The organism is Mesorhizobium sp. YR577 (assembly GCF_900116595.1).
Lineage (GTDB): Bacteria > Pseudomonadota > Alphaproteobacteria > Rhizobiales > Rhizobiaceae > Mesorhizobium_M.
Genome location: NZ_FPBI01000010.1, coordinates 104748 through 118729 on the forward strand (window position 1 = coordinate 104748; position 13982 = coordinate 118729).

Consider the following 13982-nt stretch of genomic DNA (forward strand, 5'->3'; position numbering starts at 1 on the left):
GCGAAAATATTAGAGTAGTGCAAGCGCAGACATCCGGCAAGAACCGGTAAATTCAGGAAAGGAAGATTGAAAGATGCCGCTTTTATTTTTGCCAAGGCTGCCGGAAATACTTTCAACTGAACTTTGAATGGCGCGAAGCCGCAGGGTCGAGCCGGGCTTGCCCGTCGAACGGGAACCGCTTGACGGAAACCGACAAACATGGAATAAAAATTTCAATGATGATCGTGAATGGTCTTTACGTTCCGTTTTGTATTTCGGAGCGTAAGCTTGCTGCCAGGGAGAAGCATAGGGCGCGACCACCCGATCGTTGACCGCATGATGCCATAGGAGGAACCATGCGGCTCTTTCCATTTCATGTGCTCGGATGATCCGGGTCACTTCAAGATGAGGCGTTATCATGACAGTTCGCTTTGGCCTGCTCGGTGCGGGCCGTATCGGCAAGGTTCACGCCAAGGCCGTGGCTTCCAACCCGCAGGCGCAGCTGGTCGCCGTTGCCGACGCCTTTGAAAAGGCGGCGAAGGAACTCGCCGGCGCTTATGGCTGCGCCATCCGCACGATCGACGAGATCGAGAAGGCCGGCGATATCGACGCCGTCATCATCTGCACGCCGACAGACACCCATGCCGACCTGATCGAGCGCTTCGCCAAGGCCGGCAAGGCGATTTTCTGCGAAAAGCCGATCGATCTTGACGTCAAGCGCGTGGAAAAATGCCTGGCCGTGGTCGAGAAGACCGGCGCGACACTGATGGTTGGCTTCAACCGCCGTTTCGATCCGCATTTTGCCGCCGTGCGCAAGGCGATCGATGATGGTGCCATCGGCGATGTCGAGATGGTGACGATCACCTCGCGCGATCCCGGCGCGCCGCCGGTCGATTACATCAAGCGCTCGGGCGGCATCTTTCGCGACATGACCATTCATGACTTCGACATGGCGCGCTTTCTGCTGGGCGAGGACCCGGTCTCGGTCAGCGCCCATGCCTCGGTGCTGGTCGACAAGAAGATTGGCGAGGCCGGCGATTTCGACAGCGTTAGCGTCATTCTCGAAACTGCTTCGGGCAAGCAGGCGGTGATCTCCAATTCGCGCCGCGCCACCTATGGCTACGACCAGCGCATTGAAGTGCATGGCTCGAAAGGCATGGTGGCGGCGGAAAACCAGCGGCCGGTTTCCATCGAAATCGCCAACGGCACGGGCTATACGCGCCCGCCGCTGCACGACTTCTTCATGACCCGCTACACCGAAGCCTATGCCAACGAGATCGCAGCCTTCATTGCGGCGATGAGCAAGGGCAAGAAGGCCTCGCCCAGCGGCCGCGACGGGTTGATCGCACTGGCCCTGGCCGATGCGGCGCTGAAGTCCGCCAAGGAAGGCAAGACGATCCGCCTGAAAAGCAGGGATTGAACGAAACCGTCATGTCCGACCTGACCATGCGCAATGCCGGCACCAATGCCCTGATCACTGGCGGCGCGCAGGGCGTCGGGCTGGCGGTGGCGCGGCAATTGGTGGACGAAGGCTGCAAGGCGCTCGTGCTGCTTGGCCGCTCCGAAGACAAGGGCAGGGTGGCCGTCGCCGAACTTGAAAAGCGCGGCGCAGAAGCGATCTTCGTCAGCGCCGATCTTGCCGACCCAGTGGCCTGCCTGGCCGCCGTCGAGACCGGTGTGAAGCGCTTCGGTAGCCTCAACGCGCTGGTCAACGCGGCGGCATCGGCGGCACGCGGTTCGTTGATCGAGACCTCGCCGGAAATGTTCGACGAGATGTTCGCGATCAACGTGCGCGGCCCGTTCTTCCTGATGCAGGGGCTGGTCAAACATCTTCTCGAAACCGGCCAGCCCGGCTCGATGGTCAACGTCCTGTCCGTCAATGTGCATGGCGGGCAGTCGTTTTTATCTTCCTACTCCGCCAGCAAGGGCGCGCTGGCGACGCTGACCAAGAACGTCGCCAACGCCTATCGCCGCAACCGCATCCGCTGCAACGCGGTGCTGCCAGGCTGGATGGACACGCCCGGGGAAGCTGCGACGCAGGCGAAGTTTCACGATGCAGCACCGGACTGGCTGGCCAAGGCCGAAGCCTCGGCCCCGATGGGCCAGCTCGTCAAGACGCATGAGATGGCCGGCCTGATCACCTATATGCTGTCGCCTCAGTCCGGCGTCATGACCGGCGCGCTGATTGACTACGACCAGAATGTACCGGGCATTATCGGCGAGTAATCATCGTGCGTGACAAATCCCGCGGCTTCGGCTATGAGACGCGCATGATCCACCTGACCGCCTCGTTTTGGTACTTTAGCTACTGCAGCTCGCTGGCGGCGGGAGGATTGCGCTCGATCTAAGATTGCAGCACCAAAATCCGAACAGCCGCCAGACCTGGCGGCTTTTTTGTTTTTGCCGGCAGGTCTCCTAAAATCAGGAGCAGAAAGCCGTGTTGACCACCACAGATGACCTTCGGGTCAAGGAAATCAAGGAACTGAGCACACCGGACGAGGTGATGCAGGAGATACCGCGCACGCTGACGGCGACGAAGACCGTCACCGCGTCGCGCAACGCCATTCACGCCGCGCTGACGGGCACTGACGATAGGCTCGTCGTCGTCGTCGGTCCGTGCTCGATCCACGACCCGGTTGCCGCGGTCGATTATGCCAGTCGTCTGGCGGCGCTGCGCGAGGAATTGTCCGACCGGCTCGAGATCGTCATGCGCGTCTATTTCGAGAAGCCGCGCACGACGATCGGCTGGAAAGGCCTGATCAACGACCCAGACCTCGACGGCAGCTTCAAGATCGACAAGGGGCTGAGGCTGGCGCGCAACGTTCTGGCGGCGGTCAACAATCTCGGCCTTCCGGCAGCCACCGAATTCCTCGACATGACGACGCCGCAATACATCGCCGACCTCGTCTCCTGGGGCGCGATCGGCGCGCGCACGACCGAGAGCCAGATCCATCGCGAACTGGCGTCCGGCCTGTCCTGCCCGGTCGGCTTCAAGAATGGCACCGACGGCAATCTGCGGATCGCCGCCGAAGCGGTGAAGTCGGCGGCCCAGCCGCATCATTTCATGGCGGTGACCAAGGGCGGACGCAGCGCCATCGCCGCGACCACCGGCAACGAGGACTGCCACGTCATCCTGCGCGGCGGGCTCGCGCCCAACTACGATGCTGCCAGCGTCGAGGCTGCCAGCGTGGAACTCTCGCGCATCGGCATTGCGCCGAAACTGATGATCGACGTCAGCCACGCCAACAGCGGCAAGAAGCCGGAGAACCAGCCGAAGGTCGCCGCCGACGTGGCGGGTCAGGTCGCCGCCGGCGACGAGCGCATCATCGGGCTGATGATCGAGAGCAATCTGGTCGCCGGCCGCCAGGATGTGGTCGAGGGCAAGCCGCTCGTCTACGGGCAGAGCATCACCGACGGCTGCATCGACTGGGAGACGACGGAAACGGTTCTGCGCGGTCTGGCGGACGCGGTCGAGCAGCGCCGGCAAGCGCGGGGCGATATGGTTGCGCAGCGGGCGGGAGCGGCTTGATCGGGGCCATGCGAGAGCAAGGCAATCGCACATGAATTCGACCCCCACTCCGTCGCGCTTCGCGCGCCACCTCTCCCCCGATCGACGGGGGAGAGGAAACGCCGGCTCCCTTCCTCTCCCCTTTTGAGGGGGAGAGGTGCTGAGCGAAGCGAGGCGGAGTGGGGGTCGTCCGAGTCATATGCGATTGCCTATGTGACAGGGAAAGAACGCCGCTCCCGTTGCCGCACGCTCTACCGCACCGCCACCCAGCGCCCGTCCTCGAACGACCGCGCCATCGCGTGCACGGTGCGTTCGATCTCCAGCCCCTCATCGAACTCGATCACATTAGCCGGCTTGCCGCTGATGCGGGCGAGCAATTCGTGGCATTCGATGGTCTTGAGATCGTTGAAGCCCAATCCATGGCCGGGGGCGGGCACGAAGCGGTCGTAGGGTGAGTGAACGGGCGCCGCGAGGATGGTGCGGTAGCCTTGTTCGGTCGGGCGATCCGACGTGACATAGAGCTGGAATTCGTTGAAGCGCTCCTGGTCGAACAGGATCGAGCCTTTCGACCCGAAAATCTGCACGGCGATGCGGCCTTTGCGGCCCCAGGCCGAACGGTTGACCAGCAAGGTGCCGGAAACGCCGTTTTCGAGATGCATCAAGGCGCTGGCGATGTCGTAGGTCTCGACCGCACGCCGGCCGCCGCCTTCGACGCGCCGGTCGGCATAGGGTTTTGCCATGTCGCACATGACCCGGCTGACACGCCCGAACAGGGTCTGGACCAGCGACAGCGGATGGACGGCGAAATCGTCCAGCGCGCCATAGCCGGAGGTGGCGTTGTGCTTCCAGCCGAAGGCCGTGTCGGCGTCGGCCATGAAGTCCTCGTCCATTTCAATGCGCAGATGGTTGACGTCGCCGATAGCGTTTTCAGAGAGCAGCGTCCGGATCTGGCGGATGGCGGGGCTCTGGATGTAGTTGTAGCCAAGCACCGCGACCTTGCCCGATTTGCGCGCGGCAGCAAGCATGGCTTCGGCTTCCCCAAAGGATGGCGCCATAGGCTTTTCGCACCAGAGATGCTTGCCGGCTTCGAGTGCGGCGATCGCCATTTCGGGATGGAACTGGTTGGGCGTGGTCAGTGAAACCACATCGACCTCCGGGTCCGCGATGACGGCGCGCCAGTCGCCGGAGCCCTTCTCGAAGCCAAATTCATTGGCACGGCGCGCTGCCAGATCGGCATTGGCTTCGCCGAGATGGACGAGCCGCACCGGTGCGACATCGCCGAACACGGTACGCACCGCGTTCCAGGCGATCGCGTGGCATTTGCCCATGAAGCCCGTTCCGATAAGACCGACGCCTGTCATGATCGCGCTCCCTCCCTTTGGATTTATGGCGTATGGATTAATCTAAATTTTCCTGCAGTGGAATGGATGATCCATTTTTTATGACTTTCTTCGTCGGCTCCATTATGCTCTTGCGAGAGGGACGGGGACCAAGCAGTGTGAAACGCATGAACATCGAACCAGACCTGCCGCGCGACTATGAAACATTGAGGGCAAAAATCCTCGAGCAGCGGCAATCGCTGCCCAAGCGCATCGCGCAGGTCGCCGCCTATTCGCTCGACAATCCCGACGAGATCGCCTTCGGCACGGCAGCCAGCATCGCCGCTTCCGCCGGCGTGCAGCCCTCGACGCTGATCCGTTTTTCCCAGCATCTCGGCTTCGACGGTTTCACCAGCCTTCAATCGGTGTTCCGCGAGCGGCTGCGCGAGCGCACGACGTCTTATGAAGACCGGCTGACGACGCTGCGCGGTTCGGCCCCGGAGGGGGGCAGGAACCGGGCGATTTTCGACGGTTTCGTTGCTGCGGCGAGCAATTCCCTGGATCAGATATCGCGCTCGATCGACGATGGCGTGCTTGAGCGGGCCGTGGCCATTCTTGCGAGGGCCGAGACGATCTACCTGCTCGCCCGCCGTCGCTCCTATCCGATCGCCAGCTATATGGCCTATGCCTTCGGCAAGCTGAAAATCCGCAGCCAGCTCATCGAATCGGCTGCCGGGCTCGATCCGGAAATCATCTCCTTTGCCGGCCCGAAGGATGCAGTTCTGGCGGTCAGTTTCTCGCCCTATGCGTCTGCGACCGTGGATCAGGCCAGGCTGCTTTTCGAACAGGGCGTGCCGGTGGTGGCGATCACCGACAGTGCGTTCTCGCCTTTGGCTCAATCGGCGGCGGAATGGTTCGAGGTCGCCGAATCGGATTGCGCCGGCTTCCGCTCGATGTCGGCGACGATGGCGCTGGCCATGACGCTGACGGTGGCGGTGGCCGAAAAGCGCCGCGACTGACGGAATGCGGCCGTTCCACGAGAAGAATATACATTCCATATTGACTATAGTGTGGAATTAATATTTCGTATTTTAGCCGGCACCGTTGACCAGAATATGCCGAGCGGCAAGCCTCGGGAGGAAGCCATGGCACGACCTCATGGCGCCGAAAAAGCGCAACTCGACGTCATCACCATCGGCCGCGCATCGGTTGATCTCTATGGCCAGCAGATCGGTTCGCGGCTGGAGGATATCGCCTCCTTCGCCAAGTCGGTCGGAGGCTGTCCAACCAACATCGCTGTCGGCACGGCGCGGCTGGGCCTGAAATCGGCGCTCGTCACCCGCGTCGGCGACGAGCAGATGGGCCGCTTCATCCGCGAGCAATTGAAGCGCGAGGGTGTCGCCACCGACGGCATCGCCACCGATCCCGATCGGCTGACGGCGCTGGTGCTGCTGGCGGTGGAGGAGGAGGGCGTTTCGCCGATGATCTTCTATCGCTCCGACTGCGCCGACATGGCGCTGTCGGAAGAAAACATCGATGAAGCCTTCATCGCTTCGGCCCGCGCCATCGTGGTCACCGGCACGCATTTTTCGCGCGAAAACAGCGCCGCCGCGCAGCGCAAGGCGATCCGTATTGCCAAGCAGAATGGCGGCAAGGTCGCGTTCGACATCGACTATCGCCCCAACCTCTGGGGCCTTGCCGGTCACGCCGAGGGCTTTGGCCGATACGTGAAATCCGACCGCGTCTCGGCGCAGTTGAAGGCCGTGCTGCCGGATTGCGACCTGATTGTCGGCACCGAGGAAGAAATCATGATCGCGTCCGGCGCCGACGACGTACTCGGCGCGCTGAAGGCGATCCGCGCGGTCTCAAGTGCCACGATCGTGCTCAAGCGCGGTGCGATGGGCTGCATCGTCTATGACGGCGCGATCAGCGACGATCTCGAAGACGGCATCGTCGGCAAGGGTTTTCCGATCGAGGTCTATAATGTGCTCGGCGCAGGCGATGCCTTCATGTCCGGCCTGCTGCGCGGCTGGCTCGGGGCTGAGGATTGGCAGACCACTGCCACCTGGGCCAATGCCTGCGGCGCATTCGCCGTCTCGCGCCTGCTCTGTGCGCCGGAATATCCGACCTGGGAAGAGCTTCAGTTCTTCCTTAAAAATGGCAGCAAGCAGCATGCGCTGCGCAAGGACGAGGCGATCAACCACATCCATTGGGCCACCAATCGCCGGCGCGAAATCCCGTCGCTGATGGCGCTGGCGATCGACCATCGCTCGCAGCTCGAGGATGTCGCGGCAAGGCTTGGCGTTGACCCGGCGCGGATCGGCGATTTCAAGGTGCTGGCGGTGAAAGCTGCGGCGAGAGTGGCCGCCGGCCGCGAGGGCTACGGCATGCTGCTGGACGAAAAGCACGGCCGCGACGCCATGTTCGAATTCGCCCGGCATCCGTTCGCCTGGCTCGGCCGGCCGGTTGAGCTTCCCGGCTCGCGGCCGCTGCGCTTCGAGTTCTCGCAGGACATTGGTTCGCAGCTGGTCGACTGGCCGGTCGACCACTGCATCAAATGCCTGAGTTTTTACCATCCCGACGATCCCGTAGTCCTGAAGGAAGAACAGCAGCAGAAATTGCGCGCTTTGTTCGAAGCATCACGCCGGGTCGGGCGCGAGCTTCTGGTCGAGATCATCGCCGGCAAGCATGGCACGCTCGACGACGAGACGATCCCGCGCGCCTTGCAGGAACTTTACCATCTCGGCATCAAGCCGGACTGGTGGAAGCTGGAGCCGCAGGCGTCGGCCGAGGCGTGGCGCAAGGTCGAGGCGGTGATTTCGAAGAACGATCCGTGGTGCCGCGGCGTCGTGCTGCTCGGGCTGGAAGCACCGCAGGCGGAACTCGAAGCTGCCTTTGCCGCGACCGCGGAGGCGCCGGTGGTGAAGGGCTTTGCCGTCGGCCGCACTATATTCGTCGATGCCGCCGAAAAATGGCTGGCCGGCAAAATCTCGGACGAGGAGGCGATCGCCGACATGGCGTCGCGTTTCGAAAGGCTGACCGAAGCCTGGCTTGCCGCGCGCGGCCGGAAAGCCGCATAAAGGGCTGGGAGGACTAAGCGATGACCAAGACAATCCGCCTGACCATGGCGCAGGCGCTGACGCGCTTCCTCGCCCGCCAGATGACCGAGATCGACGGCGAGAAGCTGCCGCTGTTCGGCGGCGTCTGGGCGATTTTCGGACATGGCAATGTCGCCGGCATGGGCGAGGCGCTGTATCAGGTCCGCGAGGAATTGCCGACATTCCGCGCCCATAACGAGCAGGCGATGGCGCATGCGGCGATCGCCTATGGCAAGGCGCATTTCCGCCGCCGCATCATGGCCGCGACCACCTCGATCGGCCCCGGCGCGACCAATCTGGTGACTGCCTGCGCGCTGGCGCATGTCAACCGGCTGCCGCTGCTGCTTTTGCCGGGCGACGTCTTCGCCAGCCGCATTCCCGACCCGGTGCTGCAGCAGGTCGAGAGTTTCAGTGACGGCACCGTTTCGGCCAATGACTGCTTCCGCCCGGTGTCGCGCTATTTCGACCGCATCACCCGTCCCGAGCAGATCATCCCGGCGCTGGCGCGCGCCATGCAGGTGCTGACCGATCCGGCCGAATGCGGGCCGGTGACGCTGGCGCTATGCCAGGACGTGCAGGCCGAAGCCTATGATTATCCCGAGAGTTTTTTCGAGGAACGACTGTGGACGCAACGGCGTCCGCGTCCGGACCGCACCGAGCTGGCGGCGGCGGTGGCAGCACTTAAGGAGGCGAAGAAGCCGCTGATCATCGCCGGCGGCGGTGTGCTCTATTCGCAGGCTTCCGGCGATCTTGCGCGACTGGTGGAGGCGACGGGCATTCCCGTCTGCGAGACGCAGGGCGGCAAATCCTCGCTGCCGGATAATCATCCGCTCAACATGGCGGCGGTCGGTGTCACCGGCACGTCGGCGGCGAACCGGCTGGCTGAAGAGGCTGATGTGATCCTAGCCGTGGGCACGCGGCTGCAGGATTTCACCACCGGTTCCTGGGCGCTGTTCCGCAATTCGGGAAAGACCTTTGTCGGGCTGAACGTCCAGCCTTTCGATGCCGGAAAGCATCGCGCGCTGCCACTGGTGGCCGATGCGGCAGAAGGGCTGGCGGAACTCGCCGCAGGGCTGAAAGGCTACAAGGCGCCGGCAAGCTGGACCGAAATTGCCAGGGCCGGCAAGGCCGAGTGGCAGGCCGCCGCTGCCAAGGTCACGGCCTCGACCAATGCGGCGCTGCCATCGGATGCGCAGGTTATCGGCGCGGTGCAGCGGGCCATGGGTTCGGGCGTCACGGTTCTGCATGCGGCGGGCGGATTGCCCGGTGAGTTACACAAGCTGTGGCAGGCCGGCGCGCCGGGTTCTTATCACGCCGAATACGGCTATTCCTGCATGGGCTACGAGATTGCCGGCGGGCTCGGCGTCAAGATGGCCAAGCCCGACGAGGAAGTCGTCGTCATGGTCGGCGACGGTTCCTACCTGATGCTGAATTCGGAGATTGCGACCTCGGTGATGCTCGGGCTGCGGCTGACCATCGTGCTTCTCGACAATCGCGGCTATGGCTGCATCAACCGGCTGCAGATGGGCACCGGCGGGGCCAACTTCAACAATCTGCTGAAGGACTCGCGCCACCAGACCTTGCCCGATATCGACTTCGCCGCCCACGCCGCGAGCCTCGGCGCGATCGCTGAAAAGGTATCGTCGGTGGCAGAGCTTGAAACCGCACTCGGCAAGGCGAAGCAGAACCCGCGCACCACCGTCGTCGTCATCGAGACCGACCCGCTGATCTCGACCGACGCCGGCGGGCATTGGTGGGACGTGGCGGTGCCGGAGGTGAGTGCGCGCAAGGAGGTTGTCGCCAAGCGCAAGGCTTATGAGGAAGCGGTGAAGCTGCAGCGGGTAGGGGATTGAGGCTGGCGCTGCCCCTCATCCGCCTGCCGGCACCTTCTCCCCGTATAGAGACGGGGAGAAGAAGGCTGGCCGCAACGTCTCCGCTTCCTTCTTCTCCCCGTTCACGGGGAGAAGGTCCCGGCAGGGGGATGAGGGGCAGCGCCAACGCCCAAGAATTTAAAAAAGCGATCTGAAACCGGAGCAACGACTTGAAAGCCAAACTGGGCATGTCCCCCATCGCGTGGTGGAACGACGATCTTGTGGAACTCAGCGACGATGTCTCGCTGGAGGAATGTCTTCGCCAGTCGCGCTCGGCGGGTTTCACCGGCATGGAGAAGGGCCGGCGCTTTCCCGATGATCCGGAAATCATGCTGCCGATCCTTAAGAAGGCCGACGTCACCCTTTGCGGCGGCTGGTTTTCGGGCACGCTGGTCGATGAGGACCTGTCGGCCAACAAGGATCGCATCCAGCCGATGATCGACCTGTTCAAGGCGGTCAACGCACCGTGCATCGTCTATGGCGAAGTCGGCCGCTCGATCCAGGGCGATCGCTCGAAGCCGCTGGCGACCAAGCCAAAACTCGCCGACGACGAGATGAAGGCCTATGCGAGGAAGCTGACCGCGTTCGGTGAATGGTGCGCTGGGCAGGGCATGCCGCTCTCCTACCACCACCATATGGCGGCGGTTGTCGAGACCGAGGCGGAGCTCGATGCCTTCATGCGCCATTCGGGTGAGGGCATCCCGCTGCTGCTCGATGCCGGTCATCTGGCTTTTGCCGGCGGCGACGTGCTTCGCGCCATCGACAATCACCACAGCCGCATCAACCATGTGCATGTGAAGGATGTGCGCATGGGCGTTATCGACAAGCTCGACCGCACGAAGCAGTCGTTCCTCGACGCGGTGGCGCTGGGTGCTTTCACGGTGCCGGGAGACGGCTCGCTGGATTTCGGCGCCATCGTCCAGCGCTTCGCGGATCATGGCTATGAGGGCTGGTTCGTGGTCGAGGCCGAGCAGGACCCGAAGAAGAACCCGCCGCTGAAAATGGCTCAGGTCGGCCACAAGGAGTTGATGCGGGTGATGACGGCCGCCGGCTATACGGTCGAGACGCAGGGCTTCCCCAATGTCTGATCGTGCTGGCACATCCCTGCCGGATTGTGCCAAGCTTGGGCGCAAGCGCTGACCTGATTTCCGATTGGAGCCATTTCATTTGACCAAGGATTCCGAACATCCCTTCTTCCGCCCGTTGTGGCGGCGCATCGCGCTGGTGGCATTCTGCCTTGTCTGGGCGGGCATCGAGTTCGCGATGGATTCGCCGACATGGGGAATGATCATGCTGGGATTTTCCGCTTATGCGGCGTGGCAGTATCTCTTCAGCTATGCGCCGCCGCCTGTTGACGTCGATAAAAAAGAGTAGGGAGAGCCATGTCGAAACTGTTGGTGAAGGCCAAGCAAGGCGGCGGCCGCGTCGCCCATGTGACGCCGCAGAGCGCCGGCTGGACCTATGTCGGTTTCGACCTGCACCGCCTAACGCTCGGCGAAACGGTGGCGGAAAGCAGCGGCTCGCGTGAAATTTGCCTTGTCTTCGTCACCGGCAAGGGCAGGGTCCATGCCGGCGGGCAGGATCTCGGCGTTCTCGGCGAGCGCATGTCGCCCTTCGAGGGCAAGCCATGGTCCGTCTATGTGCCGCAGGACACCGAATGGTCGGTGGAAGCCGGCACCGATTTGGAACTCGCCGTCTGTTCCGCACCCGGCCTCGGCGGCGGGTTGCCGGTGCGGGTGATCGCGCCGACCGACCTTCACGAGGAACTGCGCGGCAAGGGCACCAACACGCGCTACGTCACCAACATATTGCCCGAAGGCGAGCCGGCGGATTCGCTGCTGGTGGTCGAGGTGATAACGCCGGGCGGCCACACCTCGAGCTATCCGCCGCACAAGCACGACCAGGACAACCTGCCAGCCGAATCCTACCTTGAAGAAACCTACTACCACCGCCTCAACCCGCCACAGGGCTTTGCCTTCCAGCGCGTCTATACCGACGACCGGTCGCTGGATGAAACCATGGCGGTGGAAGACGGTGACGTGGTGATGGTGCCCAAGGGGTATCACCCCTGCGCTGCCTGCCATGGCTACGATCTCTGGTATCTCAACGTCATGGCCGGGCCGAAGCGGACGTGGAAATTCCACAATGCTGCAGAGCATGAGTGGCTGCTGAAGGCTTGATTACCTGCCCCTTGATAGGATGATCCGCTTGGTGGATCGAGTGGAAGCCGGGTGTTCTACCCCCACCCCTAACCCCTCCCCACAAGGGGGAGGGGGACGATTTCGTCGCCTTTGCCACCAAGAACATGGAAGATTGGGGAGGGCGTCCGCGCAGCAAGTTCCCCTCCCCCTTGTGGGGAGGGGTTAGGGGTGGGGGTCCCACCATGCCGAATTTGCTTTGATCACGCCTCCCCTGGCAGGTTAGATGCCCATGCCAGACTGACTCGGCACAAAACCATGCCGATCAGCGCAACGCCGGGGGATTTTTCATGCTTCGCCACGTCCTGCTCGCCAGCCTCGTCACTGCGTCCGCGCCGGCGTTGGCCAACGATTCCATTGCCGAACTCGGGACCGGCGGGCTGATCCTGTCGCGTACCGACGCGATCATCATGGAAAAGGAAGACCTGTTCATCTCACAGGATAAGGTCACGGTCGATTACGTCTTCCGCAACCAGTCGGACAAGGATGTCGACACCATCGTCGCCTTTCCGATGCCGGATATTGCCGGCAGTCCTTATGAGATGCCGGCGATCCCAAAAGATCAGGACGACAATTTCCTCGGCTTCGAGGTTTCCGTCGACGGGCAGGCGATCAAGCCGGAACTGGAGCACAAGGCGGTCGCCGTCGGCATCGACGTATCCGACGATCTGAAGGCGCAGAACGTGCCGTTCTATCCCTTTGGTCAGGCGGCAGTGAAGGCGCTGGAGGCGCTGCCGCAGGATGTCGCCGACGACTGGCTCGATCGCGGCATCATCGTCATCGACGAATTTGACGACGGCTCGGGCATGAAGAGCGTGCGCACGCCTTACTGGCAATTGCGCTCGACCTACTGGTGGCGTGCGAAATTTCCGGCGGGAAAGACGGTGAAGGTTGCGCACAGTTACCAGCCCAGTGTCGGCGGTTCGGTGGGGCTCGGCTTCTTCAATGACGGCAAGTTCCAGGGCGACGACTATGCCGACTACAAGCAGCGCTACTGCATGGACGACGCCTTCGAGCGGGCGGTGGCGAGAAATGCAAAGGAAAATGCCGACGGCTACCCTTCACTCAGCGAAAACCGCATCGCCTATATCCTCAAGACCGGCGGCAACTGGGCAACCGGTACCATCGGTAAGTTCACGCTGACCATCGACAAGGGCGATGCGAAGAACCTCATCTCGTTCTGCGGCACCGGCGTCGAGAAAATCGGCCCCACGACCTTCCGCATGACGGCGGAGGATTTTTATCCCGAGCGCGATCTGGACATACTGATCCTTAGCCCAGGCCAGGCGGCGGAAGATGGCGACAGCTCCGCGCCGGCGCAGGGCGGGAGCGGCAACTGATGCATATCGCGATCTATGTCGCCATTGCCGAAAACGGCGTGATCGGGCGCGAGGGCGGGTTGCCGTGGCGGCTTTCGAACGACCTCAAGCGCTTCAAGGCCGGGACGATGGGCAAGCCGATCGTCATGGGCCGCAAGACGTGGGAGAGTTTTCCCAAACGCCCATTGCCGGGGCGGCTGAACATCGTGGTGACGCGCGACCGCAGCTATCAGGCGGAAGGCGCCGAGGTCGTCGGCTCGCTGGAGGACGCGATCACGCTTGCCACCGTGCGCGGTCGCTGCATGGAGGGCGCGGACGAAATCTGCATCATCGGCGGTGGCGAGATCTACCGGCAGGCCTTGCCGATGGCCGGCCGGCTTCATGTGACGCATGTGCTGGGCGAAATCGACGGCGACACGCGTTTTCCGGCGATTGACCCTCAGATTTGGCGTATTGTCCGCGCCGAGGAGCTGCCAGCCGGCGAAAAGGACAGCCATGCGACACGCTATACGGTTTACGAACGCCGCCCGGACGTGCATTGAAGGCGTGCTTGGGGAACGTGTCGCATCTGAAAAGGCGCGTCGCGTATGGCGGTTGCGTTGAAAGCGCGTGATGGCGTCCCTATAGAAGGAAGATAAGGAATTTGGGCCTGTCGCAGCAGGCGCGGAAGTTTTTGAGGCGAAAGGACAT

Annotated in this window: 13 protein-coding genes; 11 read left to right on the plus strand and 2 right to left on the minus strand. The window is 62.7% G+C overall.

The features are described from left to right. Window positions 1-9: 9 nt before the first annotated feature. The gene (locus BM413_RS32535) at window positions 10-399 is read right to left on the minus strand and encodes a hypothetical protein (RefSeq protein ID WP_139238600.1); all 390 of its coding nucleotides are present in this window, start codon (window positions 397-399) and stop codon (window positions 10-12) included. Between BM413_RS32535 and iolG the strand changes: the two genes are divergently transcribed. From iolG to BM413_RS16075, 3 genes are all read left to right on the plus strand, one after another. Further along, the gene (gene iolG, locus BM413_RS16065) at window positions 398-1399 is read left to right on the plus strand and encodes an inositol 2-dehydrogenase (protein WP_091914786.1); all 1002 of its coding nucleotides are present in this window, start codon (window positions 398-400) and stop codon (window positions 1397-1399) included. The two genes, BM413_RS32535 and iolG, sit on opposite strands and share 2 nt — an antisense overlap. 11 nt (window positions 1400-1410) lie before the next feature. After that, on the plus strand, window positions 1411-2205 hold the full coding sequence (locus tag BM413_RS16070) for an SDR family oxidoreductase (RefSeq protein WP_091915074.1): 795 nt from the start codon (window positions 1411-1413) through the stop codon (window positions 2203-2205). A gap of 211 nt (window positions 2206-2416) precedes the next feature. Beyond that, a complete protein-coding gene (locus tag BM413_RS16075) occupies window positions 2417-3508 on the plus strand; it encodes a 3-deoxy-7-phosphoheptulonate synthase (protein ID WP_091914788.1) in 1092 nt (363 codons plus the stop codon). A gap of 230 nt (window positions 3509-3738) precedes the next feature. Here the strand turns inward: BM413_RS16075 and BM413_RS16080 are convergent, their stop codons facing one another. Then, on the minus strand, window positions 3739-4848 hold the full coding sequence (locus tag BM413_RS16080) for a Gfo/Idh/MocA family protein (RefSeq protein WP_091914791.1): 1110 nt from the start codon (window positions 4846-4848) through the stop codon (window positions 3739-3741). A 146-nt stretch (window positions 4849-4994) separates the two neighbouring features. Between BM413_RS16080 and BM413_RS16085 the strand changes: the two genes are divergently transcribed. From BM413_RS16085 to BM413_RS16120, 8 genes are all read left to right on the plus strand, one after another. Continuing rightward, window positions 4995-5825 carry a MurR/RpiR family transcriptional regulator gene (locus tag BM413_RS16085; RefSeq protein ID WP_091914793.1) on the plus strand — a complete coding sequence of 277 codons (831 nt, stop codon included), beginning with the start codon at window positions 4995-4997 and terminating at the stop codon, window positions 5823-5825. 126 nt (window positions 5826-5951) lie between these two features. After that, window positions 5952-7886 (plus strand): bifunctional 5-dehydro-2-deoxygluconokinase/5-dehydro-2-deoxyphosphogluconate aldolase, encoded by a 1935-nt coding sequence (gene iolC / locus BM413_RS16090; RefSeq protein WP_091914795.1) that lies wholly within the window; start codon window positions 5952-5954, stop codon window positions 7884-7886. A 20-nt stretch (window positions 7887-7906) separates the two neighbouring features. Then, window positions 7907-9757, plus strand: coding sequence for a 3D-(3,5/4)-trihydroxycyclohexane-1,2-dione acylhydrolase (decyclizing) (iolD, locus tag BM413_RS16095; protein ID WP_091914797.1), 1851 nt, complete (start codon window positions 7907-7909; stop codon window positions 9755-9757). Between the two features lie 188 nt (window positions 9758-9945). Beyond that, window positions 9946-10863, plus strand: coding sequence for a myo-inosose-2 dehydratase (iolE, locus tag BM413_RS16100; protein ID WP_091914799.1), 918 nt, complete (start codon window positions 9946-9948; stop codon window positions 10861-10863). Between the two features lie 79 nt (window positions 10864-10942). Beyond that, window positions 10943-11149, plus strand: coding sequence for a hypothetical protein (locus BM413_RS16105; RefSeq protein WP_091914800.1), 207 nt, complete (start codon window positions 10943-10945; stop codon window positions 11147-11149). Window positions 11150-11157: 8 nt separating this feature from the next. Next, window positions 11158-11955 (plus strand): 5-deoxy-glucuronate isomerase, encoded by a 798-nt coding sequence (gene iolB / locus BM413_RS16110; RefSeq protein ID WP_091914803.1) that lies wholly within the window; start codon window positions 11158-11160, stop codon window positions 11953-11955. Between the two features lie 308 nt (window positions 11956-12263). Next, on the plus strand, window positions 12264-13313 hold the full coding sequence (locus BM413_RS16115) for a DUF4424 domain-containing protein (RefSeq protein ID WP_091914805.1): 1050 nt from the start codon (window positions 12264-12266) through the stop codon (window positions 13311-13313). Then, window positions 13313-13834 carry a dihydrofolate reductase gene (locus tag BM413_RS16120; protein ID WP_091914808.1) on the plus strand — a complete coding sequence of 174 codons (522 nt, stop codon included), beginning with the start codon at window positions 13313-13315 and terminating at the stop codon, window positions 13832-13834. Before BM413_RS16115 ends, BM413_RS16120 begins: the two co-directional genes overlap by 1 nt. The last annotated feature ends 148 nt before the right edge of the window (window positions 13835-13982 follow it).

Bases quoted from the DNA above. Each gene is read 5' to 3' on its own strand.
- iolG (WP_091914786.1), top strand. From the start codon at position 398: ATGACAGTTCGCTTTGGCCTGCTCGGTGCGGGCCGTATCGGCAAGGTT.
- BM413_RS32535 (WP_139238600.1), bottom strand. From the start codon at position 399: ATGATAACGCCTCATCTTGAAGTGACCCGGATCATCCGAGCACATGAA.
- BM413_RS16070 (WP_091915074.1), top strand. From the start codon at position 1,411: ATGTCCGACCTGACCATGCGCAATGCCGGCACCAATGCCCTGATCACT.
- BM413_RS16080 (WP_091914791.1), bottom strand. From the start codon at position 4,848: ATGACAGGCGTCGGTCTTATCGGAACGGGCTTCATGGGCAAATGCCAC.
- BM413_RS16085 (WP_091914793.1), top strand. From the start codon at position 4,995: ATGAACATCGAACCAGACCTGCCGCGCGACTATGAAACATTGAGGGCA.
- iolC (WP_091914795.1), top strand. From the start codon at position 5,952: ATGGCACGACCTCATGGCGCCGAAAAAGCGCAACTCGACGTCATCACC.
- iolD (WP_091914797.1), top strand. From the start codon at position 7,907: ATGACCAAGACAATCCGCCTGACCATGGCGCAGGCGCTGACGCGCTTC.
- iolB (WP_091914803.1), top strand. From the start codon at position 11,158: ATGTCGAAACTGTTGGTGAAGGCCAAGCAAGGCGGCGGCCGCGTCGCC.
- BM413_RS16115 (WP_091914805.1), top strand. From the start codon at position 12,264: ATGCTTCGCCACGTCCTGCTCGCCAGCCTCGTCACTGCGTCCGCGCCG.
- BM413_RS16120 (WP_091914808.1), top strand. From the start codon at position 13,313: ATGCATATCGCGATCTATGTCGCCATTGCCGAAAACGGCGTGATCGGG.